We start from the raw sequence: 25,765 nt of genomic DNA, 5'->3' as shown, positions 1-25,765 counted from the left end.
GGCCGGGGGGGCCACCGCGGGGGGGGGGGGGGGGGCCCCCCCCGCCCCGGCGTCCGGAGAGGGCGCCCCGGGCCGGTCAGTACAGCACGACGCCGCGGATGCTCTCGCCCCGCGTCATCAGGTCGAAGCCCTCGTTGATCTTGTCCAGGGGCATGGTGTGGGTGATCAGGTCGTCGATGTTGATCCTGCCGTCCATGTACCAGTCGACGATCCTCGGCACGTCGGTCCGCCCGCGCGCGCCACCGAAGGCGGAGCCGATCCAGCGCCGGCCGGTGACGAGCTGGAAGGGGCGGGTGCCGATCTCCTGCCCCGCCGCCGCGACGCCGATGATGGTGGAGACGCCCCAGCCCTTGTGGCAGCACTCCAGCGCCTGGCGCATCAGCGTGGTGTTGCCGACGCATTCGAAGCTGTAGTCGGCGCCGCCCTTGGTCAGCTCGACCAGGTGCCCCACCAGGTCGCCCTTCACCGCCTTCGGATTGACGAAGTGGGTCATGCCGAACTTGCGGGCGATGGCCTCGCGCTCCGGGTTGATGTCCACGCCGACGATCATGTCGGCGCCGACCATCTTCGCGCCCTGGATGACGTTCAGGCCGATGCCGCCCAGGCCGAACACCACGACATTGGCGCCCGCCTCCACCTTGGCGGTGAACAGCACGGCGCCGAGGCCGGTGGTGACGCCGCAGCCGATGTAGCAGACCTTGTCGAAGGGCGCGTCCTCGCGGATCTTCGCCAGCGCGATCTCGGGGACCACCGTGTGGTTCGCGAAGGTCGAGGTGCCCATGTAGTGGTGGATGGGCTTGCCGTTGCAGGAGAAGCGGCTGGTGCCGTCCGGCATCTGCCCGCGGCCCTGGGTGACGCGGATCTTCTGGCAGAGGTTGGTCTTGCGGCTGAGGCAGTAGTCGCACTCGCGGCATTCCGGCGTGTAGAGCGGAATGACGTGGTCGCCCTTCCTGAGCGATTTCACGCCCGGGCCGACATCCACGACGATGCCGGCGCCCTCATGGCCCAGGATGCTGGGGAAGATGCCTTCCGGGTCGGCGCCGGAGAGGGTGTACTTGTCGGTGTGGCACAGGCCGGTGGCCTTGATCTCCACCAGCACCTCGCCCTCGCGCGGGCCTTCCAGGTCCACCTCCTCGATGGACAGCGGCTTGCCGGCCTCCCAGGCAACGGCGGCGCGGGTCTTCATGGGCGGATCTCCTCGGGCTTCGGCCGGAGCGGCGCGCCGCTCCTTCGGTCCGGAAACTGGCATGCCGGGCGGACGCGGAAAAGGCCGGCGCGCCGCGACGCCGCCAGCGGGCCGGGCCCAGGGCCCGGGATCCCGGGGCCAACGATCCTTTGCCTTGACCGGCGCGGTGCGGGGAGGCGAAAGCGTTGGGAATGCCCTTCCCCTTCCTCAGCCGCCAGCCCCGCGTGGCGGTCGTCCGGCTCTCCGGCCTCATCGCCGCGCGTGGCGGTCTGCTGCCCGGCGGCGGCCTCAGCCTCGAGAGCGTCGGGCCGGTGCTGGAGCGCGCCTTCGGCCTGAAGCGCCTGGCCGGCGTGGTGCTGGCGATCAACTCGCCCGGCGGCTCGCCGGTGCAGTCGAGCCTCATCGCCCACCGCATCCGGCAACTGGCCAACCAGCACCGCGTGCCGGTCATCGCCTGCTGCGAGGATGCCGCCGCCTCGGGCGGCTACTGGCTGGCCTGCGCGGCGGAGGAGATCGTCGCCGATCCCTCCAGCATCGTCGGCTCGATCGGCGTCGTCTCCGCGGGCTTCGGGCTCGAGGCGCTGGCGGCGAAGCTCGGCGTCGAGCGGCGACTGGCCACGGCGGGCGGGCAGAAATCCTTCCTCGACCCCTTCCGGCCGGTGGAGGACTGGCAGCGCGAGCGGCTGCAGGAGCTGCTCGACGCGCTGCATGCCGAGTTCAAGGCCTGGGTGCACGAGCGCCGCGGCACCCGGCTGAAGGCCCCGGAGGCGGAGCTGTTCAACGGCCGCTTCTGGACCGGGCGCCAGGCCCTGCCGCTCGGCCTGGTCGATCGCCTGGGCGACGCCCGGGGCGAGATCCGGCGCCGCTTCGGCGAGAAGGTGCAGGTGGTGTCGCTGGGCCAGCGGCGCCCGCCCCTGCCGCTGCGCCTGCTGCGCGGCGCCGCCGCGGAGGCGGTCGCCGGGCTGGAGGAGCGCGCGGCCTGGGCGCGGATCGGCCTCTGAGCCACCATGCTTGACAGGGGGCCACCCCGGGGTGGCAATCCCCGTCAGCGCAGAGGAGGCCCGGATGGACCAGCAGAGCACCCTTTCCCCCGCCACGGCGGAGGACCCCCGCCTGGAACGGCTGGCCGGGATCGCCGTGCGGGTCGGGCTGGGCGGGCTGAAGCCGGGGCAGGAGCTGCTGATGACCGCGCCGGTCGAGGCGCTGCCGCTGGTCCGGCTGATCACCGAGGCGGCCTACAGGGCCGGCGCCTCGCTGGTGACGACGCTGTTCTCCGACGACCAGTCGGCCCTGGCCCGCTACCGACTCGCCACCGATGACAGTTTCGACGTGGCGCCGGGCTGGATGTACGAGGCCATGGCGGCGGCCTTCCGCGGCGGCGCGGCGCGCCTCGCGGTGGTGGGCGAGGACCCGAACCTGCTGGCCGCCCAGGACCCGGAGAAGGTGGCGCGCGCCAACCGCGCCCGCTCCAAGGCGTACCGGCCGGCGCTGGAGCTGATCACCGCCTCGGCCATCAACTGGACGCTGGTGCCCTACGCCACCCAGGCCTGGGCCCGCGCCGTCTTCCCCGACCTCGCGCCCCATGAGGCGCAGGCGAGGCTCTGGGAGGCTGTCTACAGCAGCACCCGCGTCGACCGACCCGACCCCGAGGCCGAGTGGGCGCGCCACAACGCCGCGCTGATGGAGCGGCGCCGGATGCTCGACGCCCAGCGCTTCCGCGCCCTGCACTTCAGGGGCCCGGGCACCGACCTGCGGGTGGGCCTGGCCGACGGGCACAGCTGGATGGGCGGCAGCTCGAAGGCGCGCAACGGCATCACCGGCAATCCCAACATCCCGACCGAGGAGGTCTTCACCACGCCGCACGCGGCGATGACGGAAGGCACGGTCGCCGCCACCAAGCCGCTGGCCCATGCCGGCACGCTGATCCGCGACATCCGCGTCCGCTTCGAGGGCGGGCGGATCGTCGAGGCGCATGCCGGCACGGGCGAGGCGGTGCTGAACCGGCTGATCTCGACCGACGAGGGCGCGCGGCGGCTGGGCGAGGTGGCGCTGGTGCCGCATTCCTCGCCGATCTCGCAAAGCGGCCTGCTGTTCTTCAACACGCTGTTCGACGAGAACGCCGCCTGCCACATCGCCCTCGGCCAGGCCTACAAGAAGTGCTTCACCGATTCCGAGAGCATGACGGACGAGCAGTTCACGGCGCGGGGCGGCAATTCCTCGCTGATCCATGTGGACTGGATGATCGGCTCGGCCGAGACGGACCTCGACGGCATCGGCTTCGACGGTCAGGCCGTGCCGCTGATGCGGAAGGGCGAGTGGGTCTGACCTGACGCCGGCGCGCATCCCGATCCGGCGATTCCGCCGGATCGGGATCCACTCTAGCGCGGCGCGCGCGCCGGATTGCCGACGACCGTCGCGCCCGGCGGCACCTCCCGCGTCACCACGCTGCCGGCGCCGATCACCGCATCGTCGCCCACCGTGACGCCGGGCAGCAGGATGGCGCCGCCGCCGATCCAGACATTGGCGCCGATCCGCACGGGGCGGCCGAACTCCAGCCCGCTGCGCCGCGCCTCCGGCTCGCGCGGGTGGTCGGCCGTGTAGATCTGCACCGCCGGCCCGATCTGCGTGCCCTCGCCGATGCTGACCGCGACGACATCGAGGATGACGCAGTTGAAGTTGAGGAAGGCGCCGGCGCCGATGCTGATGTTGTAGCCGTAGTCGCAATGGAAGGGCGCGCGGATCACCGCCCCCTCCCCCACCGCCGCCAGCCGCTCGCGCAGCAGCGCGCCCCGGGCGGCGGGATCGGCGAAGGCGGCGTTGTAGCGCGCCATCCAGTCCCGCGCCGCCGCGGCGTCGGCCTGAATCTCCGCATCGCCCGCATGGTAGAGGGCGCCGGACAGCATCTTCTGCTTCTCGGTCAAGGCCACGCTTCAGCTTCCTTCCCATTGGAGAGGAAGCTTAGCGAGAGGCGCGTGGAATGCCCATGCGGGGCGAGGCCGGAGGGGGCCATGCGCCTTCCCCCCCGCCCCCTGTCCCCTTCCGCTACAGCATCGCCGCGACCGCCTTGGTCTCGGTGTAGAGCTCGATCGCCTCGTAGCCCATCTCGCGGCCCCAGCCGGACTGCTTGTAGCCGCCGAAGGGCAGCGCGACGTCGTTGAAGTTGTGCACGTTGATCCAGACGGAACCCGCCTTGATCCTGCGCGCCATCCTGTGGGCGATGCCGATGTCGCGCGTCCAGATGCTGGCGGCCAGGCCGTAGGCGGTGTTGTTGGCCTCGCGCGCGATGCGCTCCAGGTCGTCGTCGTTGAACGGCATGGCGCAGACGACGGGGCCGAAGATCTCCTCCTTCACCACCGACATCTCCGGCGTCGTCTTCGCCAGCACGGTGGGCTTGATGAAATAGCCCTCGTTGCCGTGCCGCTCGCCGCCCGTCACCACCTCGGCCCCGGCCTGCTTGCCGGCGGCGAGATAGCCGCTGACGCGGTCGAACTGCTCCTGCGAGACCAGCGGGCCGATCCGCGTCTCCGGCTCCAGCCCGTGGCCGATGCGCCACTTGCCGGCCTCGCCCGCCAGGCCCGACATCATCCTGTCGAAGATGCGCTCATGCACGAAGAGGCGCGAGCCCGCCGTGCAGCACTGGCCTATGTTGAAGAAGATGCCGGTGGCGGCACCGGGGATGGCGACGGAAAGGTCGGCGTCGGGGAACACCACGGCCGGCGACTTGCCGCCCAGCTCCAGGCTCACCTTCTTCAGGTTGCCCGCCGCCGCCTTGACGATCAGCTTGCCGACCTCGGTCGAGCCGGTGAAGGCCACCTTGTCCACGTCCGGATGCGCCGCCAGCGCCGCGCCCGGCGTGCCGTCGCCCGTCACCACGTTCACCACGCCCGGCGGGAAGCCCGCCTCCTCGATCAGCTCGCCCAGGCGGATCGCCGTCAGCGGCGTCTGCTCGGCCGGCTTCAGCACGATGGTGCAGCCGGCGGCGAGCGCGGGCGCGATCTTCCATGCCGCCATCATGAAGGGGAAGTTCCAGGGGATGATCTGCCCGACCACGCCGACCGGCTCGCGGATGCTGTAGGCGTGCCACTCGCCGGGCGCCGAGAGCGGGATCTGCTGGCCGGTGATCTTGGTGCACCAGCCGGCCATGTAGCGCAGCAGCTCGGCCGAGAAGGGCACGTCGACGGCGCGCGCGTCGCTGATCGGCTTGCCGTTGTCGAGGGATTCGAGCTGCGCCAGTTCCTCGGCGTGCCGCTCGATGACCTCGGCCAGCTTCCAGACCAGCTTGCCGCGCTCGGTCGGCTTCATCCGCGGCCAGGGGCCGTCCTCGAAAGCCTTGCGCGCGGCGCGCACGGCGGCGTCGATATCCTCGGCCCCACCCTCGGCGACGGTGGCGATCTGCTGGCCATTGGCGGGGTCATGGACGGGGAAGGTCTTGCCGGATCGGGCATCGACCCATTGCCCGCCGATCAGCAGCTTGTGCCGGCGGGCGATGAAGGCGCGGGCCTCGGCGCCGAGGCGGCCGTGGGCGGTGGCGGCATCCATGGCGGTGTCCTCCTGTTCGTTGTGTTTATTTGAGCATAGCGAGCCGTTCCTGGCCGAGTCCAGCCCGGCGCCGGCGCATCATGTTAATGCGTCTCATTCTCAGATTACAACCTCGCCACCACGCCCCCGCGCGGTTTGACAGCCTCCCGGACGGGGCGCAGCCTGACCGGCCGGGTCCGCCTCGTCCGCCGCCCGTGCCCCGCCCATGCGGCAAGGGCGGGACGGCGCGCGCGGCGGGCCCGAACCTCCGAGTCCCGTCCAAGGAAGATCCGACATGCCCCCCGCGGGCCCTGACACCACCCCGCGGCCGGACCGCGCCGCGCCCGACCGAGACTGGCGCATCATCGGCCTCATCGGCACCGGCCACTTCCTGTCGCACTTCTACATGCTGTGCCTGGCGCCGCTCTTCCCGATCTGGCGCGACGAGTTCGGCGTCTCCTATGCCGCGCTCGGCCTGTCCGTCGCGCTGATGAGCGCGGTGACGGCGGTGCTGCAGACGCCGGTCGGCTTCCTGGTGGACCGGCACGGCGCGCGGCCCTACCTGATCGGCGGCACGCTGATCATGGCGCTCTCCATCTCCGCCATGGCCTTCGCGCCGAGCTACTGGGTCATTCTCGGCCTCGCGGTGCTGTCCGGCATCGGCAACAGCGTCATCCACCCGGCCGACTACGCCATCCTCGCCGGCTCCATCAACAAGGCGCGCATGGGCCGCGCCTTCGCCATGCACACCTTCACCGGCAATCTCGGCTTCGCCCTGGCGCCCCTGGTGATCGTGGCGCTGGCCGCGACCATGGGCTGGCGCGCCGGGCTGCTGCTGGTCGGCCTGCTCGGCGTGCCGGTGGTGGGCGCCATCCTGTGGCAGAGCCGGGTGCTCTCGGACCAGCCCAAGCCGCGCGCCACGGAAGGCGGCGCCGCCGTGCTGCTCTCGCGCACCATGCTGCTCTTCTTCGCCTTCTTCCTGCTCTCCTCCATGGCGGGTTCGGGCATCCAGGCCTTCCTCATCACCGTGCTGGACACGATGTGGGGCATTCCGGTCGCGGTCGGCTCGATGGCGCTCACCGGCTACATGGCGGGCAATTCCGGCGGCGTGCTGGTGGGCGGCTGGTTCGCCGACCGCTCGCAGCGCCACGCCGCCTTCGTCATCGGCCTGACGCTCTGCTCTATTGTCCTGCTGCTCATGCTGGGCACCATCCCCATCCCCGGCTGGGCCGCCATCGTGCTGGCGCTCGGCGCCGGCTTCGCGCTCGGCGCCAGCCGCACCCCGCGCGACGTGATGGTGAAGGATGCCTCGCCGCCGGGGCAGATCGGCAAGGTCTTCGGCTTCATCTCGGCCGGCCTGCCGCTGGGCGGCGCGCTGACCCCGGTGCCCTTCGGCATGCTGCTCGATGCCGGGCTGACGCACTGGGTGCTGCCGCTGGTGGCGGGGCTGCTGGCGCTCTCGCTGCTGTGCATGGGCACGGCGCGCGGCACCGCCGAGAGCGACAGGGCGCGCCCCCTCCCTGCCGAGTGACCTGCCTTCCGCCTGGCCGCTCGCCTGGCTGCTCGCCGGCCTGAACTGGCTGGGCACCGCCGCCTTCGCCGCGGCGGGCGCCCTCACCGCCTCGCGCAAGCGGCTCGACCCGGTCGGCTTCATCCTGATCGCCGCCGTCACCGCCTTCGGCGGCGGCACGGTGCGGGACGTGCTGCTGGGCCGCCCGGTCGGCTGGCTCACCACGCCCGGCCTGGCGCTGATGGTCGCCGGCATCGCCGTGCTGATCTTCTTCACGGCGCATCTGCTGGAACGGCGCTTCGTGCCGCTGCTCTGGGCCGACGCGCTGGGGCTGTCGGTCTTCGCCGTGCTGGGCGCCGAGGCGGCGCTGATGGAGGGCGCCAGCCCCTGGGCCGCGACGCTGATGGGCATGGCCACCGCCACCTTCGGCGGCGCGCTGCGCGACGTGATCTGCGGCGAGTTGCCGCTCATCCTGCGGCGCGAGATCTACGCCACGGCGGCCGCGCTCGGCGCCGGCGCCTTCGTCCTGCTCACCGCGGCGGGGGCGGACCGCGGCCTCGCCGTCTGCACCGGCCTCGCCCTCGCCTTCGGCCTCCGCGCGGCGGCGATCCGGCGGGGCTGGTCGCTCCCGGCCTACAGGGCGCGGCCGGGCCGCGACTACCCGGACCGGCGCTGAGCCTCCCTCACGGCGCCCAGCGCGTCTCCGGGTCGAGCGGCAGCACCGGGCGGGGCAGCTTCGTCCAGGCGAAACGGTCCAGCATCGGCGAGGTCAGGCCGGGGGCGTCCACCTCGATGATGCGGCCGGGCGTGAAGAACTCGTCGAAGCCGCCGCGGAAATGCCCGCGCGACTTCAGCACCACGGCCCGCGCCGCGCCGATATCGAGGCCCAGATGCTCGAAGAAGGCCGGGTCGGCGCATTGCAGGCGGTGGCTGACCACCACCGCCGTGATCCCGCCCAGGCGCAGCGCGGCCGTCGGGCCCAGATCCTTCGCCGTGCCCGCATAGAGGCCACGCCGCCCGACGACCCGCCCGTCCGACAGCGCCACCACCTCCGCCGGCGCGGCGAAGGGATGCGCGAAGCCGCCCCGCGTGTCGCGGTTGAACCGGGCGCTGAAGCGCGCGCCCCGGCCGCGCTCATGCGCCTCCGCCGCCAGCGCCGGGTCATGGAGGAGGCCGAACAGCGCGCCCTCCACCCCCGCCTTGTGGAAGGCGGCCAGGATGAACAGGGTGTTGCCGCCGCCGCCACCGCCGGGATTGTCGGCGACATCGGCGAAGGCCAGCGGCACCTCCGCGGTCAGGGCGCGCTGCACCGCCTCGGTCAGCGGTGTCAGCTTCGCCACGAAGCGGGCGCGCCGGCTCCAGGCATCGCGCGCCAACTCGTCGGCCAGCGCCTCGCAGGCGGCACGGTCGGGGCCGGTGACGACGATGGCGAAGCCGTTGAAGGGCGTGTCGCTGTAGGCGAAGCCGCCCATCACCGAGACATTGGCGACCTTCTCCGGCCCCAGCAGCCGCCGCCGTTCCTGCCCGAAGTCGATCACCTCGCCATAGGGCCCCTTGGCCGTCAGCAGGCTGACGGTCGGCGCCACGATGGGCAGGCGGCGGAAGGCGCGATGGAACCGCTCGCCCGCCATCAGCCGCCGCAGCAGCGCGGCGGATTCCGCGCCCCGCTCGCGCATGTCGAGATGCGGGTTGGTGCGGTAGCCCACGAAGGCGTCGCAATGCCGCACCATCGCTTGGGAGACATTGGCGTGCAGGTCGTAGCTGCAGACCAGCGGCACGCCCTCGCCCAGCACCTCGCGGATCATCGCCTGCAGGGCACCCTCGGGATCGTCCAGCGCCGTGGTCAGGCCGGCGCCATGCAGCAGGCAGTAGACGCCGTCCAGCTCGCCGCGCAGCGCCTCGAGCCCCTGGCGCCAGCGCGCCATCATGTCTGCGAAGTCGCCCTGCTCGACCGGCCCGTTCGGCTCGGCCAGGGCGAGCAGCAGCGGGCGGGGCCGCCAGGGTCCGGCGGCGTCCATGGCGGCGACGAAGCCCGGCATCTCCGGCAGCGCCACCGGCGCCGCGCCCCGCGCATCGGCCAGCAGGGCCTCGCCCTCCAGCCAGCGGCGGAAATCCGCCAGGCGCGCCACGGGGGCGAAGCGGTTGCACTCGATGGAGAAGCCGAGCAGCGCGACGCGCGGCCCTCCCGTCACAGCGCCACCCCGGCCAGCTCGGCATGGCGCTGCGTCGCCTTCAGCCCGGCGCCGGTCAGCACCACCACCGTCACCTCCTCCCGCCCGATGGCGCCCTCCTCCCGCAGGCGGCTCAGCGCCGCCGCCGCCTGGGCCGAGGTGGGCTCCACATAGAGGCCCTGCGCCGCCAGATCGCGCGTGGCCGCGGCGATCTCCGCCTCCTCCAGCAGCACGGCGCCGCCGCCGCTCCGCCGCAGGGTGTCCAGGATCTCCGGCAGGCGGATCGGCTGGGCGATGGCCGTGCCCTCGGCGATGGTCGGGCCGGGCGGCGCCGGCGGCAGGCCGAGGAAGGCCCGCGCGATCGGCCCGCATTGCGCCGGCTGGGCGGCGAAGAGGCGCGGCAGGCGGTCGATCTGCCCCGCCCGCAGCAACTCGCCGAAGCCGATGCCGCAGCCGAGCACGTTGGAGCCGGCGCCGCAGGGGACGATGACGTTGTCCGGCGCGCGGAAGCCGAGATCCTCCCACAGCTCGTAGGCCAGCGTCTTGGTGCCCTGCAGGAAGAAGGGGTGCCAGTTGTGGCTGGCGTAGAAGACGCCCGAGGCCGGATCGTTCCCCGCCGGGTCGCTCCCCTGGGCCAGGGCCGCATCGGCGCAGTCCTGCCGGCTGCCGGGGATCAGCTCGATCGCGGCGCCGAGGGCGCGGGACTGCACCGTCTTGGCCGGGCTGGTCGAGGCCGGCACCAGGATCCTCGCCCGCATCCCGCCCGCCGCCGCGTAGGTGGCGATGGCCGCGCCGCCATTGCCGGAGGAATCCTCGAGCACGTGCCGGATGCCCTGCTCGCGCAGCAGCGAGAGCATGACCGTGGCGCCACGGTCCTTGAAGCTGCCGCTCGGCATCAGCCACTCGCATTTGAAGTGCGCCGTGCCGCGCAGCGCGCCCTGGCCCCAGTCGCGCCGCAGCAGCGGCGTCGCGCCCTCGCCCAGGGTGATCGGCGCCGCCGGCCGGAACGGCAGCGCCGCGGCGTAGCGCCAGAGGCCGCGCGTGCCGGCCTCGATTCCTGGCCGGGTCAGGCCGGGCAGGTCGGTGAGCAGCAGCGGCTGGCCCTCGGGGCCGCGCCAGCGGGGTTCGGAAAGCGGCCAGGTGCGGCCGCTGCGCGGGTCGAGATAGGCGGGGTCCTGCATGAGCGGGAGCCTCGCGCGCCCGGGGCCGTCCGGCAAGGGAGGGGCGCCGCTCCCGCTCCTTCTGGCGTTTCCCCTTTGGCGTTCCCCTGGCGCGCCCCGGGGCCGCCATGCCAGCCTCCCTCCCCGGCCGCCGCCCGGCGGCCCCAGCAAGGAGGCCCGCCATGGCCGAGGACCGCAGCCACCACACGACGATCGGCAACCACCCCCTGCATCCCGAGACGCTGATGCTGGGCTACGGCTACGACCCGGCCCTCTCCGAGGGCTCGGTCAAGCCGCCGGTCTTCCTGACCTCCACCTTCGTCTTCCGCTCGGCCGAGGAGGGGCGCGACTACTTCGATGTCGTCGCCGGCCGCAAGGCCGCCCCCGAGGGCGGCGCCGGGCTGGTCTATTCGCGCTTCAACCACCCCAACAGCGAGATCGTCGAGGACCGCCTGGCGATCTACGAGAAGGGCGAGGCAGCCCTGCTCTTCTCCTCCGGCATGGCGGCCATCGCCACCAGCATCCTGGCCTTCGCCCGGCCGGGCGACATCATCCTGCACAGCCAGCCGCTCTACGGCGGCACCGAGACGCTGCTCGCCCGCACCCTGGCGCAGTACGGCATCGCCGCCGAGGGCTTCGCGGAGGGGACGAAGGCCGCGGCCATCGAGGCCGCCGCGGACCGGGCCGTGGCGCGCGGCCGGGTCAGCGTGATCCTGGTGGAGACCCCCTCCAACCCGCTCAACACCCTGGTCGACCTGGCGCTGATCGGGGTCGCCGCCGACCGCATCGCCGCGCGGCAGGCGGGGCACCGCCCGGTGATCCTCTGCGACAACACCATGCTCGGGCCGATCTTCCAGCAGCCGCTGACGCATGGCGTCGACCTCGTCGTCTCCTCCATGACCAAGTATGTCGGCGGGCACAGCGACCTCGTCGCGGGCGCCGCCATCGGCCGGCGCGACCTGATCCAGGCGGTGCGGCTGCTGCGCGGCGCCATCGGCACGCAGCTCGATCCGCATTCCTGCTGGATGCTGGGCCGCTCTCTGGAGACGCTCTCGCTGCGCATGAAGGCGGCGGCGCGCAACGCCGAGGCGGTGGCCGACTTCCTGGAGCGGCACCCGCGCGTCGCGGCGGTGCATGCGCTGGGGCCGCAGGCCGGCCCGGTCTACGCGGCGCAATGCAGCGGCCCCGGCTCGACCTTCAGCATCGAGATCGCCGGCGGCCAGCCGGAGGCCTTCCGGGTGCTGAACCGGCTGCGCGTCTTCAAGCTGGCGGTCAGCCTGGGTGGCACCGAATCGCTGGCCAGCCACCCCGCCTCCACCACCCATTCCGGCGTGCCGGCGGAGGTGCGGGCGCGGATCGGCGTGAGCGACGGGCTGATCCGGCTCAGCATCGGCATCGAGCATGTCGACGACCTGATCGCCGACCTGACCCAGGCCCTGGCGGCGCTGGGCTGAGGGGCGGGCCGAAGGGACACACGCGGCGGGCGAAGGGCAGATCCGCGCCCGCCCATGTTGCGAACGAATCGCAGCCGTGCCTAAACGGGTGCTAATCTCCCGTTTCCGGAAAGTCTGGCATGGCTCGCTTGTCTCCGCTGCGCTCCCTCCTCCTCGCGACCGCCGCGGTCCTGCCCACCGCCACGCTGGCACAGGAGGCACCCGCCCCCGCCGCGGCGCCCATCACCGAGGGCAGCGTCACCCTGCCGGAGGTCAATGTCCAGGCCACCGCCTGGCGCGCCTGGGAGCATGCGCCGGGCTATGTCGCGCCACTCACCACCACCGGCTCCAAGACCGACACGCCGCTGATCGAGGCGCCGCAGTCGGTCGGCGTCGTCACCCGCGACCAGATCGACGACCAGGCGGCGCTCAGCGTCTCCCAGGCCCTGCGCTACACCGCCGGCGTGCTGGCCGAGGTGCGGCCCGCCGCGCGCTATGACAGCGTCTTCGTGCGCGGCTTCGGCGGGCAGGGCACCGGCGCCGCCTTCGTCAACTTCCTCGATGGCCTGCGCCAGGGCCGCGGCCTCTACTACGGCGTGCCGAACACCGACCCCTGGCTGCTGGAGAGGATCGAGGTGCTGCGCGGCCCGGCCTCGGTGCTCTACGGCCAGACCGGCGTCGGCGGCCTGGTGAACCTGGTCAGCCGCCGCCCGACCACCACGCCGATCCATGAGGTCCGCATCGAGGCCGGCAGCAACGCGCTGATGCAGACCGCCTTCGATTTCGGCGGCCCGCTGACCGAGGACGGCACCTTCGCCTACCGCCTGACCGGCATCGCCCGCATTGCCGACACGCAGTACGACTTCGCCGAGGAGCAGCGCATCGCCATCGCGCCCGCGCTGATGTGGCGCCCGGACGACAACACCACCTTCACGCTGCTCACCTCCTACCAGAAGGATCCGAAGAGCGGCTTCTACAACTTCGTCCCCGCCGTCGGCTCGGTGCTGCCCAGCCCCTATGGCCAGCAGCGCCGCGGCTTCTTCGGCGGCGATCCGAACTACGACCGCTTCGACCGCACCCAGGCCTCGATCGGCTACCAGTTCGAGCACCGCTTCGACAATGTCTGGACGGTGCGCCAGAACTTCCGCTACTCGCATATCGACGCGGAGTTCAACGTCCTCTCCATCGGCTCCATCGCCGCCAACGGCCGCACCGGCAGCCGCCGCGCCACCTACGCCTCGGACCACGCCAATTCCTACGCGCTGGACAACCAGGCGCAGGCGACCTTCACCACCGGCCCGGTGCAGCACACGGCGCTCTTCGGCGTCGACTGGCAGCGCACCTCGGCGCGCGCGCGGCTGACCACCATCAGCGTCGACGTGCCGAGCCTCGACCTCTTCGCGCCGGTCTACTACCGGAACATCCCGCCCATCCTTTCCGGCCCGGCCGACCTGACCAACCAGGAACTGGACCAGCTCGGCTTCTACGCGCAGGACCAGATCGCGCTCGGCCGCTGGCGGTTCAATGTCGGCCTGCGCTACGACACCGCCAGCATCGGCACGACGACGCATCTGGCGAGCGGCGCCAACGCGGCGCAGACCTCGCAGTGGGATGACGAGCTGACCTGGCGCGTCGGCGGCCTCTACCTCTTCGACAACGGCCTGGCGCCCTATGCCAGCTACTCGACCTCCTTCCTGCCGAACACCGGCACCCAGGCGCCGCAGCGCGGCGGCGGCAACTTCGCGCCCACCACGGGCGAGCAGTACGAGGTCGGCGTGAAGTACCAGCCGCCGGGCATGAACAGCTTCGTCCAACTCGCCGCCTTCCACATCACGCAGGACAACGTGCTGACCCGTGACGCGGTCTACACGAACTACAGCGTCGCGCAGGGCGAGATCCGCTCGCGCGGCATCGAGCTGGAGGGCCGCGCCAGCCTAACCGACAGCCTCGACCTGCTCGGCAGCTACGCCTATCTCGACACCGAGATCACCAAGTCGAACGTCGTCGGCGTCGAGGGCAACCGGGTGCCGCAGGTGCCGCACCACATGGCTTCCGGCTGGGCCAACTATGCCTTCCACGAGGGCCCGCTGCGCGGCCTGAGCCTCGGCGGCGGCGTGCGCTACATCGGCGAGACCTACGGCAACGACACCAACACCTTCAAGGTGCCGTCGGTGACGCTGTTCGATGCCGCCATCCGCTACGAGCTGGGCGCCCGCTTCGAGAAGCTGGCCGGCGTCGAGCTGGCGGTGAACGCGCAGAACCTCGCCGACAAGGACTACGTGGCCAGCTGCAGCAGCATCACCGCCTGCTACTACGGCACGGGCCGGATGGTGCTGGGCTCGCTGCGCGCCCGCTGGTGAGCGGCGGCGGGACGGCCGGGCGGCGGCGCCTGCTGGGCGCCCTGCCGGCCCTCCTCTCCTCCCTGGCCGTGCCGGCGCCGCCGCTACGCGCCGGGGCTGCGGCGGCGCCGCTGACAGATATCGCGGGGCGCGGCGTCACCCTTCCCGGCACCGTCCGGCGCATCGCGCTGACCGAGGCGCGGCATGTCCTCGCCATGGGCCTGCTGCACCCCGATCCGGTCTCCCTCATCGTCGGCTGGGGCGATGACCTGCGTCGGATGAACCCGCCCGACTACGCCATGGTGCGGGAGCGCTTCCCGCGGGTGGACGACATCCCGCTGCTGCGGCGCGGGCAGTCGCAGGACCTGGCGCTGGAGACGCTGCTGGCGGCGCGGCCGGAGGTGCTGGTCGCCGGCCTCTCCGCCGTCGCCAGCGGCCTCGCCGACCGCGTCACCGCGCTCGGCATTCCCGTCATCGTCATCGACTTCTTCCAGGACCCGATGCGCAACACGCGGCCGAGCCTCGCCCTGCTCGGCCGGATCCTGGGGCGGGAGGACCGGGCGGCGGCCTTCGAGGCCTTCTACGGCGAACGCCTCGCCGCCATCGCCGCGCGCGTCGCCGGCGCGGAGGTCCCCTCCGTGTTCCTGCACGCCCATGCCGGCGGCCGGCCCTGCTGCGATTCCCCCGGCCGCGGCGCCCATGATTCGATGATCCGTTTCTGCGGCGGGCGCAGCATCGGCGCCGCGCTGCTGCCCGGCACCATCGGCACCCTGTCCTTCGAGCAGGTGGTGGCCGCCGATCCCCGCCTCTATGTCGCGACCGGCGGCCCCTATGGCGGCCGCGGCGGCATCCCGCTCGGCCCGGGCGTCACGCCCGGGGCGGCGAGCGCCGCCCTGGCCGACACGCTGCGCCGCGACCGGCTCGACCTGCTGCCGGCGGTGCGCCGGGGCCGGGCGCATGCCGTTTGGCACGGCTTCAACGACACGCCCGCGCATGTGGTGATGCTGGAGCTGCTGGCCCGCTGGCTGCATCCCGACCGCTGCGCCGACCTCGATCCCGCCGCCACCCTGGCGGCGCTCAACCGGGATTTCCTGGCCATCCCGATGGCCGGAACCTACTGGGCCGACCTGGCTGCCGGCCCGTCCATGAGCCGGCCCTGATGCCGCCGGCCCGATGCCGAAGGAGGCACCTCCGATGACCCGCGTCACCGCCACCGCGCAGGCCCGCACCGCCAGTCCCGCCCGCCTCGCCGCCGCCTTCCGCCGGCACATGCTGGAGCACGGCCGGCCCATTGTCGGGCCCGAGGAGGATTACCGCATTGCCTTCCCCGGTGGCGAGGCGCGGGTGACGACCGCGGCCGACGGCCTCGCGCTGCGCCTGGAGGCCGAGAGCGTCGCGGCGCTGGCCGAGGCGCAGGGCGTCGTCGCCGGCCATCTCGACGAATTCGCGCCGGGGGAGCGGCTTGGCATCGCCTGGGCCGGCGCCGCCGCGCCGCGCGCCGACGCGCGGCCGGCGAACTTCCGCACCGCCCGCGTGCTGCGGGTGACCGAGGTCACGCCGCGCATGCGCCGCCTGACCCTGCGCGGCGACGATCTCGCCCGCTTCGACGCCGAGGCGATGCACCTCAAGATCTATATCCCGGGCCGGCGCGCCCCGGACGGCGCCGAGCCGCGCTGGCCCGGCCTCACCCCCGCCGGGCAGCCCGACTTCGCCGGCCGCGACCTGACGCGGCGCACCTACACCATCCGCCGCATCGATGCCGCCGCCGGCGAGATGGAGATCGACTTCGTCGTGCATGGCGATGGCAGCCCGGGCTCGCGCTTCGCCTTGCGGGCGGAGCCGGGCGACTGGCTTGGCCTCTCCGGCCCGGGCGGCGGCCATATCCCGGTGCGGGGCTGGACCCTGGTGGGCGGCGACGAGACCGCCCTGCCCGCCATCGCCCGCGCCCTGGAGCAGATGCCGCGCGACGCCCGCGGCCAGGTGCTGATCGAGGTGGCCGATGCCGCCGAGCGGCAGACGCTGTCGCCGCCGCCGGGCATGGCGGTGCGCTGGCTGTTGCGCGACGGCGCACCCCATGGCGCGCCGCTGCTGGACGCGGTGCGCGCCCTGTCCTGGCCGGCGGGCGAGGCCGGGCGTTCCGCCTGGGTCGCCTGCGAGGCGGAGACCGCCCGCCAGTTGCGCCAGCATTTCAGCGAGGCCTGCGGCCTTCCGGCGGGCCAGTTCCGGGCCGCCGGCTACTGGCGGCAGGGGGTGGCGGAGGGCGGCCACTGACGGGGGCGGCCCCGAGGCGACCCCGGCGCGGGGGGGGGGGGGCCGCCCCCCCCCCCCCCGGAGCCCGGCCTCAGCCCAGCGTCTCCAGCAGTTCGCACAGCGTGCCGCAGCGCGGCGCCAGCTCGCGCCAGAGGATGTGCTCGAACTCCGCATGCGCCCCCGCGCCGGAGCAGCCCAGCCCGTCCAGCGTCGGAATGCCCATGGCGGCGGTGAAGTTGCCGTCCGAGCCGCCGCCGCGGTGCTGCTTCGGCAGGTCGTAGCCGAGCCGCGCGGCGATCGCCCGGGCCTGCTCGTAGAGCGCCAGGTTGCCCGGCCCCTCGACCATCGGCGGCCGGTTCAGCCCGCCGGTGATCACGACGCTGGTCCCCTCCGGCTGCGGCCCGGCCATGGCCATCACCGCCGCCTCGACCCGCGCCGCGTCCTCCAGCGTGGCGACGCGGAAATCCACCTCGCAGCCGGCCTTGTTGGGAATGACGTTGGGCCGCGTGCCGCCCCAGATCGGCGCCACATTCGTCGTCGTGCCGCCCGGCAGATCCACCAGCGCATGGATCTGGCCGATCAGCCGCGCCAGCGTCACCACCGCGCTGGCGCCCTCCTGCCAGTTGCCGCCCGCATGGGCGCTGCGGCCCTCGACCTGGATGGTGAAGCGCCCGGTGCCCTTGCGCGCCGTGACACAGGCCTTCTGCGTCCCGCCCGCCGGCTCGGGGATCAGCACGGCGCAGGCGCCGGCCGCCTCGCGCTCGATCAGCGCCCGGCTGGTGCCGCTGCCCACCTCCTCGTCCGAGGTCAGCAGCAGGGTGATCGGGCTGCGGGTCCGCGTGCCGTGCCGCAGGATCTCGCGCACGGAATGGAAGGCGAAGAAGCTGCCGGCCTTCATGTCGTAGATGCCGGGACCGAAGCACTTCTCGCCCTCGACGCGGAAGGGGATCGTCCTCTCCAGCGTGCCGTGGTCCCAGACGGTGTCGAGATGGCCGGCGACGAGCACGGGCCTGCCCTCGCCCGGCGTCCGGGCCACCAGATGGTCGCCGCGGCCCTCGGTGCCGGGGATGCGCTCCAGCACGGCGCCGACGGCGGCCAGCCCGGCCTCGGCCCTGTCCAGCAGGCGGTTGATGGCGGCGGCGTCGGTGGTCGGCGTCTCGGTCTCGACCCAGCCGCGCAGCTCCTCCAGGAGCTGTTCGCTCGTGCCGATGGGGGTGGCGGGCATGGCGACTCCTCTGTGCTCGATCCGGTCGGGTTGTCTCCCCGTGCGGATCGCTTGTCCATCCGGGCACCCGGCGTTAAGCCCGCAGGGCCGGGTGGGTGGCCCCGCCTTCGGGCCCGCCCCGCCCGGCGCCATGATCGAGCTGGGGTTCCCCGATGGCCATCAAGCGTGTCTGTGTCTTCTGCGGGTCCAACCCCGGCAACAACCCGGCCTACGCGGCGGCCGCGCGGGCCCTCGGCCAGGCCATCGCGGCACGCGGCCAGGGGCTGGTCTATGGCGGCGGGCATGTCGGGCTGATGGGCATCGTCGCGGATGCGGCGATGAAGGCGGGCGCCGAGGTCATCGGCATCATCCCCGAGACGCTGATGCGCCGCGAGGTCGGCCATGGCGCCATCACCGACCTGCGGGTGGTCGGCACCATGCATGAGCGCAAGGCGATGATGGCCGACCTGTCGGACGGCTTCGTCGTGCTGCCCGGCGGCATCGGCACGCTGGAGGAGGCGGTGGAGGCCTTCACCTGGACCCAGCTCGGCATTCACGCCAAGGGCCTCGTCTTCCTCGACACCGCCGGCTACTGGGGCCGCCTGGGCACGGTCTTCGACCACATGGTGACGGAGGGCTTTCTGCACCCCAAGCACCGCGCCCTGGCGGCGCTGGCCGGCACGCCGGAGCAGGCGCTGGCGGCGCTGGAGGATTTCGCCCCGGTGGAGGTCGAGAAATGGGTCGAGAAGGCGCAGCGATGAGCCGCCACGGCGCCGGCCGATGAGCCAGGACCCGCCGGACCCGAACGCCATCCCGGGCCTCTTCTGGCAGGCGGTGCCGCCCGCGGCGCGCGGCGCCACGCTGGCCCTGGGCAATTTCGACGGCGTGCATCTCGGCCACCGCGCCGTGCTGCGCGCCGCCCATGCCGGACGGCCGGAGCTGACGCTCGCCGCGCTGACCTTCGAGCCGCATCCGCGCGAGCATTTCCGCCCCGACGACCCGCCCTTCCGCCTGACCCTCGCCCCGGCCAAGGCGGCGGCGCTGCGCGCGGCGGGCGCGGATGTCGTCGTCGCCCTGGCCTTCGACGCCGCCTTGGCCGCGCTCCCGGCCGAGGCCTTCGTCACCGAGGTCCTGCATGGCGCGCTCGGCGCCCGGCACCTCGCCTGCGGCGCCGACTTCGCCTTCGGCCACCGGCGCGGCGGCGACGTCGCCTTCCTGGCGGCGCAGGCCGAGCGGCTCGGCATCGGCCTGACCGTGGTGCCGCCGGTCGCCGACGCCACCGGCCCCATCTCCTCCTCGCGCATCCGCCGCGCCCTGCAGGACGGCTATCCCGAGCGGGCGGCCGAGGCGCTGGGCCGGCCCTGGGAGATCCGTGGCCCGGTCAGCCATGGCGACAAGCGCGGGCGGACCATCGGCTTCCCCACGGCCAACGTGCCGCTGGGGCGGCACCTGGAGCCGGCGCGCGGCGTCTATGCCATCGAGGCGGAGCTGGCCGACGGCACCCTGGTGAAGGGCGTGGCCAATATCGGCCAGCGGCCGACCGTGGGCGGGACGGAAAGCCGGGTGGAGGCGCATCTCTTCGATTTCACCGGTGACCTCTACGGCCAGGAGATCGGCGTGCGGCTGCTGCACTTCCTGCGTCCGGAGCGCCGGTTCGCCGGGCTGGCGGAGCTGACGGCGCAGATCGCGGCGGATGCGGCGGAGGCGCGGCGGCTGCTGGGATGAGGCCGGTCGGGGCGCCCCCTCCCCCGCGCCGTGCTCGCCCCCCACATCGGGGCGGGAGGAATCCAACCATGCTGAAGCAGATCGAGGCCGGGGCGCTGCGCGTCGCCTACCGCGAGCAGGGCGAGGCCGGCGGCTGGCCGGCCATCCTGCTGCACGGCTTTCCCTACAACGTGCATGCCTATGACGCAGTGGCTTCCCGCCTCGCCGCCGAGGGCGCGCGGGTCGTCATCCCCTGGCTGCGCGGCTATGGGCCGACGCGCTTCCTCTCGCTCGACACGCCGCGCTCCGGGCAGCAGGGGGCGCTGGGGGCGGATCTCCTGGCGCTGATGGACGCGCTGGCGATCCCGCGCGCCGTGCTGGCGGGCTATGACTGGGGCGGCCGCGCCGCCTGCGTCGTCGCGGCGCTCTGGCCGGAGCGTTGCGCCGGGCTGGTCACCGGCGACGGCTACAACATCCAGGACATCGCCGCGGCCGGCGTGCCGGCGGCGCCGGAGCGGGAGCACCGCCACTGGTACCAGTACTACCTGCACGGGGCGCGGGGCGCGGCCGGGCTGGCGGCGCACCGGCAGGAGTTCTGCCGGCTGCTGTGGCGCCTCTGGTCGCCGGACTGGCGCTTCACCGAGGAGACCTTCCAGCGCAGCGCCGCCGCCTTCGACAATCCGGACTTCGTGGCGGTGGTGGTGCACTCCTACCGCCACCGCCACGGGCTGGCGGCGGGCGACCCGGCGCTGGAGGCGATCGAGCAACGGTTGGCGGCGCAGCCGCCCATCGGCGTGCCGAGCATCAGCCTGGACGGCGGCAGCGACGGTGTCTCCCGGCCCGGCGGCAGCGGCGGGGACGCCGCGCGCTTCACCGGCTCTTACACGCACCACACCCTGCCCGGCATCGGCCACAACCTCCCCCAGGAGGCGCCGGAGGCCTTCGCCCGCGCCGTCCTGGATCTGCGCCCGCCCGGCGGTGGCTGAACCGGGGGATGGCTGCGCCGGGCGGCGGGCTTTCAGGGCGCGGGCAGCGCGGTCAGCCGCAGGGGAGGCTGCCGGGGAGGCTGCCGGGCCGCCAGGCGCTGTTCGCTCCTGGCCTGGATGAAGCGCGCCATGTCGCTCGACAGGGGCGCGAAGCTGGGCAGCCAGGGCAGCGACATCATGATGTCGAGGTGGCCGATCATCGGGTAGAGGATGGCCTCGGCCCGCCCGCCCCGCGCGCGGGCCACCTCGGCCAGGTGCCGGGTGTCGCCGGGCCGGGTGAAGACGTCCCAGCTGCCGCTCACCAGCAGGAGCGGGGGTGTGTCCGGCCCCAGGAAGGGCTCCGGCAGCGCCTGCGCGGCCGGGATGCCGGCGAAGACGGGCGCCACCGTCGGATGGTCCAGGAACCATTCGCCATAGGGGCCGGCGATGCCGATGGCGCCGCCGAGCCTCCGGTGGTCCAGGCCGCGCGCCGCGAGGTAGCGGCCATCGGCCGCCAGCATGACGGCGATATAGGCGCCCGCCGAATGGCCCGCCACATAGAGGTTGTCGGGGTCGCCGCCATAGGTGGCGGCGTGGTCCCGCGCCCAGGCCAGGGCGGCTGCGCCATCCTCCAGGAAGCCCGGGAAGGTGGCGGCGGGATAGAGCCGGTAGCCCGGGACCATCACGACCGCGCCGCGCTTCGCGAGTTCCTGGGCAACGACCTGGTTCTGCAACTCCTGGTTGCTACCGAACTGCCAGAACCCGCCGTGGAAGAAAACAATCACCGGCAGCCCACCGGCCGCGCGAGAGGGCCGGTAGACATCGAGCCGGCCCGTCTCTCCCGGCTGGAAAACGACATCGCGTTCCACCACCACCGGCTGCGGTTCGGTGAAACCCGCCATCAGCTCAGGCGCGGCGCAGCCGCTGGACAGGCTGAGCCCGGCGAACAGGCAGGCGGTCCGGAACAGGGGGGAGGCTCGTCCAAGGAAGCCCATTTTGGCCACTCCATCGGGGGGAATGGCACAATAATCGATGAAAGTCTCAATTTTTAATTAAATCGGTGTCGCCAGGGACGGCGCGCTGGAGCACGGCGCGCCGTCCTTGACCCCCGGCGCGCCGCGCCGCAAAACCCGCCTATGTCTGGCACGCCGTTCCGCTCCGGGTGGCCCATGGCAGGGCCGCGAATTAGCTGCCCGGTCCTCCGCCGGAGGGCCGGGTCCGCAGACGCATCCTTCCCCTCTCCTGGCTGACGCCGCCCCTCATCCTTCCCGCCGGGCGGCCTGGACGAACAGCGATGACCGACGTGCCTGCCGACCCCTCCGCCGCCGGCGGCGCCCGCGACTACCGTGGCACCGTCTTCCTGCCCCGCACGCCCTTCCCGATGAAGGGGGACCTGCCGAAGCGCGAGCCCGGCTGGCTGGAGCGGTGGGAACGGATCGGGCTGTGGGACCGGCTGCGGAAGCAATCGGCGGGGCGGGAGAAGTTCGTCCTGCATGACGGCCCGCCCTACGCGAACGGCGCGCTCCATATCGGCCACGCGCTGAACAAGATCCTGAAGGACGTCATCAACCGCGCCGCCCAGATGAGCGGCAAGGATGCCGACTACATCCCCGGCTGGGACTGCCACGGCCTGCCGATCGAGTGGAAGGTCGAGGAGGAGTACCGCAACCCCCGCGGCAAGTATCAGGGCGGGCGGGACAAGGACGCCGTGCCGGTGCTGGAGTTCCGCGCCGAGTGCCGCGCCTATGCCGCCCACTGGCTGGACGTGCAGCGGGAGGAGTTCAGGCGCCTCGGCGTCGCCGGCGACTGGGCCGGGCGCTACGCGACGATGGACTTCCCCTCCGAGGCCGCCATCGCCGGCGAGATCGGCAAGTTCCTGATGAACGGCTCGCTCTATCGCGGCCTGCGCCCGGTGATGTGGAGCCCGGTCGAGAAGACCGCGCTGGCCGAGGCCGAGGTCGAGTACCACGACCACAAGTCCGCCATCCTCTACACCGGCTTCCCGATCCTGAAGGCCGGCGCGGAGGATCTGGTCGGCGCCGAGGCGGTGATCTGGACGACGACGCCCTGGACCATCCCGGCCAACCGGGCGCTGGCCTATGGCGGGGAGATCGACTACGCGCTGCTGGTCGTCGATGCCGTGGCGGAGGGCGTGGCGCTGGTCCGCCCCGGCCAGCGCTTCATCGTGGCCGAGGCGCTGATCGGCGCCTTCGCCAAGGAAGTGGGCCTCGCCGCCTTCTCCGTGAAGCGCGTCCTCAAGGGCACGCAGTTGGCCGGCGCCATCGCCGCGCATCCGCTGCGCGACTGGAGCGGTGCCCAGGGCGGCTACCGGTTCGACGTGCCGCTGCTGGAGGGCGATTTCGTCACCACCGAGGCCGGCACCGGCCTCGTGCACATGGCGCCGGCGCATGGCGAGGACGATTTCCGCCTGACCCGCGCGCATGGCATCGCCGTGCCGGAATGCGTCGCCGATGACGGCACCTACACGGTGCAGGCGCCGGGCTTCACCGGCATCCATGTGTTCAAGGCGCATGAGCCGGTCTGGGCGGCGCTGACCGAGACAGGGCACCTGGCCGGCAAGGGCTTCGTCACCCACAGCTACCCGCACAGCTGGCGCTCGAAGAAGCCGGTCATCTTCCGCGCCACGCCGCAATGGTTCATCGCCATGGACGATGGCAACCAGATCCGCGCCAAGGCGCTGGAGGCCATCGCCAACACCCGCTTCGTGCCCGACATGGGGCGCAACCGCATCGGCTCCATGGTGGCGGCGCGGCCGGACTGGTGCATCAGCCGCCAGCGCGCCTGGGGCGTGCCGATCGCCGTCTTCGTCGAGAAGAAGACCGGCGCGGTGCTGCGCGACCAGGCGGTGCTGGACCGCATCTGCGCCGCCTTCGCCGAGGAAGGGGCGGATGCCTGGTACAGGCCCGGCGCCGCCGCCCGCTTCCTCGGTGACGGCCGCAACCCGGACGATTACGAGCAGGTGATGGACATCGTCGATGTCTGGTTCGAATCCGGCTCGACCCATGCCTTCGTGCTGCGCGACCGCGGCCTGCCGGTGCCGGCCGATCTCTACCTGGAGGGCTCGGACCAGCATCGCGGCTGGTTCCACTCCTCCCTGCTGGAGAGCATCGGCACCAATGGCTTCGCCCCCTTCAAGGCCATCCTGACGCACGGCTTCGTGCTCGACGAGGGCGGGCGGAAGATGTCGAAGTCGCTCGGCAACGTCACCGCGCCGCAGGAGGTGACGCAGCAGTACGGCGCCGACATCCTGCGCCTCTGGGTGATGAATTCCGACACCGCGGACGACCTGCGCATCGGCAAGACCATCCTCGGCCAGCAGGCGGAGCTCTACCGCCGCATCCGCAACACGCTGCGCTGGCTGCTCGGCAATCTCGACGGCTTCGAGGAAAGCGAGATCCTGCCGCACGACCAGCTCCCCGAGCTGGAGCGCTGGGTGCTGCACCGGCTGACCGAGCTGGACGCGCGGCTGCGCAAGGCCGCCGCGGATTACGACTGGAACGGCGTCTATCCCGAGATCCACGGCTTCTGCGCGACGGACCTCTCGGCCTTCTATTTCGACATCCGCAAGGACAGCCTCTATTGCGACGCGCGCGACAGCCACCGCCGCCGCGCCGCCCGCACGGTGCTGGACGCGCTGCACCGCTGCCTGACCGCCTGGCTCGCCCCGGTGATGCCCTTCACCGCCGAGGAGGCCTGGCTCGCCCGCTTCCCCTCCGAGACGGATTCCGTCCATCTGCGGGACTTCCCGGTGCTGCCGGCGGCCTGGCGGGATGACGTCCTGGCGGCGAAGTGGCAGCGGCTGCGGGAGATCCGCCGCAGCGTCACGGGGGCGCTGGAGAAGGCGCGCGGCGCCGGCACCATCGGCTCCTCGCTGCAGGCGGCGCCGACGCTGCACCTCGCCCCGGCCGAGATCGAGCTGCTGCCGCCGGCCGCCTGGGCCGAGCTCTGCATCACCTCCGACCTGATGCTGAGCGCCGCTCCGCCGCCCGAGGCGGCCTTCACGGTCGAGGGCGTGGCCGGCGCGGCCACCGAATTCGCCCTCGCCCCGGGCGGGAAGTGCGAGCGCTGCTGGAAGGTGCTGCCCGAGGTCGGCCAGTCCGCCGCCCATCCCACCCTCTGCCGCCGCTGCGAGGCGGTGGTCGAAGCCGCCGCATGAGCCTCAAGCTCGGCCTGCCCTTCGCCGCCGGCATCCTGGCGGCGGACCAGATCAGCAAGTGGTGGATCCTGGAGGTGCTCCGCCTGCCGGAACGCTTCCAGGTGCGGCTCGTCGATCTCGGCGCGGTCGGCTTCGACCTCACCATGGTCTGGAACCGCGGCGTCACCTTCGGCCTGCTGGCCGGGGACAGCCCCTGGCACCGGATCGGCCTCGCCGTGCTGGCGCTGGCCGTGGTCGCGCTGCTGCTGCGCTGGCTGGCACGGGCCGAGAACCGGCTGAGCGCGCTGGCGCTGGGTGGCATCGTCGGCGGCGCCATCGGCAATGTCATCGACCGGCTGCGCTTCGGCGCGGTGGTGGACTTCGCCGATTTCCGGATTGGCAGCTTCCACTGGTATGTCTTCAACGTCGCCGATGCCGCCATCGTCCTGGGCGTGGCGGCACTGATCGCCGATGCCTTGTTCCGGCCCGGCCGGACCGCTAAGGAAACGCCATGAGGCAGCTCTCCACCCGTGCCGCTCTCTCCGGCACCGCCCTGGCCTGCGGCCTGCTGCTCGCCGGCTGCGGCTCCGACACCTCGCGCACCCTGGGCTTCACCCGGGACGCGCCGGACGAGTTCAGTGTCGTGACCCGCGCGCCGCTCTCCCTGCCGCCGAGCCTGGGCGACCTGCCGCAGCCCCGCCCCGGCGTGCCGCGCCCGCAGGAGCTGCGTGGCCGCGAGGCCGGCGAGGCGACCGTGGCGCCCGGCGCCTCCTTCGGCGTCGGCGCCGCCGCCGCGCCCTCCTCCGGCGAGAGCGCGCTGCTGGCCCAGGCCGGCACCGGCGGAAGCACGCCCGACATCCGCCGGCGGGTCGACGAGGAAAGCCTCCGGCTCGACCAGCCCGACCGCAGCGTGGTGGACCGGCTGATGTTCTGGAAGGACGCGCCGCCGCCCGGCACCGTCGTCGATCCGCAGCGCGAGGCGCAGCGCCTGCGGGAGAACGCCGCCCTCGGCCGCAGTCCGGAGGAGGGCGAGACCGCCATCATCCAACGGCGCCGGACGGGCCTGTTCTCGGGGCTGTTCTGAACCCGCCCGAAGCCCCATGTGAGGACGCGATGTCCGCCCTCACCCGCCGCGCGGCGCTGTCCGCCGATGCCGCCCTGCCCGCGCT

The 25,765-nt window shown here is 73.0% G+C and carries 21 protein-coding genes; 14 read left to right on the top strand and 7 right to left on the bottom strand.

Features of this window, described 5'->3' with window-relative positions; all coding sequences use genetic code 11:
- Positions 1-76 precede the first annotated feature (76 nt).
- Positions 77-1,186 (bottom strand): S-(hydroxymethyl)glutathione dehydrogenase/class III alcohol dehydrogenase, encoded by a 1,110-nt coding sequence (locus ACVMLK_RS12285; RefSeq protein WP_457486548.1) that lies wholly within the window; start codon positions 1,184-1,186, stop codon positions 77-79.
- Between the two features lie 191 nt (positions 1,187-1,377).
- Between ACVMLK_RS12285 and ACVMLK_RS12280 the strand changes: the two genes are divergently transcribed.
- Both ACVMLK_RS12280 and ACVMLK_RS12275 read left to right on the top strand, forming a co-directional pair.
- On the top strand, positions 1,378-2,187 hold the full coding sequence (locus ACVMLK_RS12280) for a S49 family peptidase (protein WP_422922592.1): 810 nt from the start codon (positions 1,378-1,380) through the stop codon (positions 2,185-2,187).
- 64 nt (positions 2,188-2,251) lie between these two features.
- Complete coding sequence (locus ACVMLK_RS12275; RefSeq protein ID WP_198365328.1) at positions 2,252-3,511, top strand: aminopeptidase; 1,260 nt, start codon at positions 2,252-2,254, stop codon at positions 3,509-3,511.
- A gap of 53 nt (positions 3,512-3,564) precedes the next feature.
- Here ACVMLK_RS12275 and ACVMLK_RS12270 read toward each other — a convergent pair whose 3' ends face one another.
- Positions 3,565-4,113 carry a sugar O-acetyltransferase gene (locus tag ACVMLK_RS12270; RefSeq protein WP_457486547.1) on the bottom strand — a complete coding sequence of 183 codons (549 nt, stop codon included), beginning with the start codon at positions 4,111-4,113 and terminating at the stop codon, positions 3,565-3,567.
- 115 nt (positions 4,114-4,228) lie between these two features.
- Positions 4,229-5,725, bottom strand: a complete 1,497-nt coding sequence (locus ACVMLK_RS12265) for an aldehyde dehydrogenase family protein (protein ID WP_457486546.1) — start codon at positions 5,723-5,725, stop codon at positions 4,229-4,231.
- Between the two features lie 274 nt (positions 5,726-5,999).
- Here ACVMLK_RS12265 and ACVMLK_RS12260 point away from each other — a divergent pair, with 274 nt between their 5' ends.
- Both ACVMLK_RS12260 and ACVMLK_RS12255 read left to right on the top strand, forming a co-directional pair.
- Complete coding sequence (locus ACVMLK_RS12260) at positions 6,000-7,235, top strand: MFS transporter (RefSeq protein WP_198365326.1); 1,236 nt, start codon at positions 6,000-6,002, stop codon at positions 7,233-7,235.
- Positions 7,225-7,890: a trimeric intracellular cation channel family protein gene (locus tag ACVMLK_RS12255; protein ID WP_457486549.1), complete on the top strand. Its 666-nt coding sequence runs from the start codon at positions 7,225-7,227 to the stop codon at positions 7,888-7,890. The genes ACVMLK_RS12260 and ACVMLK_RS12255 overlap by 11 nt, the downstream gene beginning before the upstream one ends.
- 7 nt (positions 7,891-7,897) lie before the next feature.
- On the opposite strand, the gene ACVMLK_RS12250 is transcribed toward ACVMLK_RS12255, so the two are convergent.
- The gene (locus tag ACVMLK_RS12250) at positions 7,898-9,406 is read right to left on the bottom strand and encodes a M81 family metallopeptidase (RefSeq protein WP_457486545.1); all 1,509 of its coding nucleotides are present in this window, start codon (positions 9,404-9,406) and stop codon (positions 7,898-7,900) included.
- Complete coding sequence (locus tag ACVMLK_RS12245) at positions 9,403-10,566, bottom strand: threonine synthase (protein ID WP_422922588.1); 1,164 nt, start codon at positions 10,564-10,566, stop codon at positions 9,403-9,405. The genes ACVMLK_RS12250 and ACVMLK_RS12245 overlap by 4 nt, the downstream gene beginning before the upstream one ends.
- A 161-nt stretch (positions 10,567-10,727) precedes the next feature.
- On the opposite strand from ACVMLK_RS12245, the gene ACVMLK_RS12240 reads away from it, so the two are divergent.
- The 4 genes from ACVMLK_RS12240 to ACVMLK_RS12225 all read left to right on the top strand — a co-directional run bounded on the left by ACVMLK_RS12240 (position 10,728) and on the right by ACVMLK_RS12225 (position 16,588).
- Positions 10,728-11,999, top strand: a complete 1,272-nt coding sequence (locus tag ACVMLK_RS12240) for a cystathionine gamma-synthase family protein (protein WP_198365323.1) — start codon at positions 10,728-10,730, stop codon at positions 11,997-11,999.
- A gap of 119 nt (positions 12,000-12,118) precedes the next feature.
- Positions 12,119-14,338, top strand: coding sequence for a TonB-dependent siderophore receptor (locus tag ACVMLK_RS12235; RefSeq protein ID WP_457486544.1), 2,220 nt, complete (start codon positions 12,119-12,121; stop codon positions 14,336-14,338).
- Positions 14,335-15,477: an ABC transporter substrate-binding protein gene (locus ACVMLK_RS12230; RefSeq protein ID WP_457486543.1), complete on the top strand. Its 1,143-nt coding sequence runs from the start codon at positions 14,335-14,337 to the stop codon at positions 15,475-15,477. The genes ACVMLK_RS12235 and ACVMLK_RS12230 overlap by 4 nt, the downstream gene beginning before the upstream one ends.
- Positions 15,478-15,511: 34 nt before the next feature.
- The gene (locus ACVMLK_RS12225; protein WP_457486542.1) at positions 15,512-16,588 is read left to right on the top strand and encodes a DUF2218 domain-containing protein; all 1,077 of its coding nucleotides are present in this window, start codon (positions 15,512-15,514) and stop codon (positions 16,586-16,588) included.
- A gap of 70 nt (positions 16,589-16,658) precedes the next feature.
- Here ACVMLK_RS12225 and ACVMLK_RS12220 read toward each other — a convergent pair whose 3' ends face one another.
- Positions 16,659-17,792 (bottom strand): M20 family metallopeptidase, encoded by a 1,134-nt coding sequence (locus ACVMLK_RS12220; RefSeq protein ID WP_198365319.1) that lies wholly within the window; start codon positions 17,790-17,792, stop codon positions 16,659-16,661.
- Positions 17,793-17,944: 152 nt separating this feature from the next.
- On the opposite strand from ACVMLK_RS12220, the gene ACVMLK_RS12215 reads away from it, so the two are divergent.
- The 3 genes from ACVMLK_RS12215 (at position 17,945) to ACVMLK_RS12205 (ending at position 20,461) form a co-directional block, all read left to right on the top strand.
- Positions 17,945-18,532 (top strand): LOG family protein, encoded by a 588-nt coding sequence (locus ACVMLK_RS12215; RefSeq protein ID WP_198365318.1) that lies wholly within the window; start codon positions 17,945-17,947, stop codon positions 18,530-18,532.
- A gap of 19 nt (positions 18,533-18,551) precedes the next feature.
- The gene (locus ACVMLK_RS12210; RefSeq protein WP_457486541.1) at positions 18,552-19,496 is read left to right on the top strand and encodes a bifunctional riboflavin kinase/FAD synthetase; all 945 of its coding nucleotides are present in this window, start codon (positions 18,552-18,554) and stop codon (positions 19,494-19,496) included.
- A gap of 68 nt (positions 19,497-19,564) precedes the next feature.
- Positions 19,565-20,461 carry an alpha/beta fold hydrolase gene (locus ACVMLK_RS12205; protein ID WP_457486540.1) on the top strand — a complete coding sequence of 299 codons (897 nt, stop codon included), beginning with the start codon at positions 19,565-19,567 and terminating at the stop codon, positions 20,459-20,461.
- Positions 20,462-20,493: 32 nt separating this feature from the next.
- Here ACVMLK_RS12205 and ACVMLK_RS12200 read toward each other — a convergent pair whose 3' ends face one another.
- Positions 20,494-21,435, bottom strand: coding sequence for an alpha/beta hydrolase (locus ACVMLK_RS12200; RefSeq protein ID WP_457486539.1), 942 nt, complete (start codon positions 21,433-21,435; stop codon positions 20,494-20,496).
- A 299-nt stretch (positions 21,436-21,734) separates the two neighbouring features.
- Between ACVMLK_RS12200 and ileS the strand changes: the two genes are divergently transcribed.
- Genes ileS through ACVMLK_RS12185 form a run of 3 tightly spaced genes read left to right on the top strand, consistent with a single transcriptional unit; the run spans position 21,735 to position 25,680 of the window.
- Positions 21,735-24,617 carry an isoleucine--tRNA ligase gene (ileS, locus tag ACVMLK_RS12195; RefSeq protein WP_457486538.1) on the top strand — a complete coding sequence of 961 codons (2,883 nt, stop codon included), beginning with the start codon at positions 21,735-21,737 and terminating at the stop codon, positions 24,615-24,617.
- The gene (gene lspA, locus ACVMLK_RS12190) at positions 24,614-25,111 is read left to right on the top strand and encodes a signal peptidase II (RefSeq protein WP_422922581.1); all 498 of its coding nucleotides are present in this window, start codon (positions 24,614-24,616) and stop codon (positions 25,109-25,111) included. Before ileS ends, lspA begins: the two co-directional genes overlap by 4 nt.
- Entirely contained in the window at positions 25,108-25,680 is a 573-nt protein-coding gene (locus ACVMLK_RS12185) for a DUF3035 domain-containing protein (protein ID WP_198365312.1), read from the top strand. The genes lspA and ACVMLK_RS12185 overlap by 4 nt, the downstream gene beginning before the upstream one ends.
- The last annotated feature ends 85 nt before the right edge of the window (positions 25,681-25,765 follow it).

This window comes from Teichococcus aerofrigidensis, from assembly GCF_054073225.1.
Note: the sequence above shows the minus strand (reverse complement) of the source record. Positions and strands in the feature narration are given on the sequence as shown.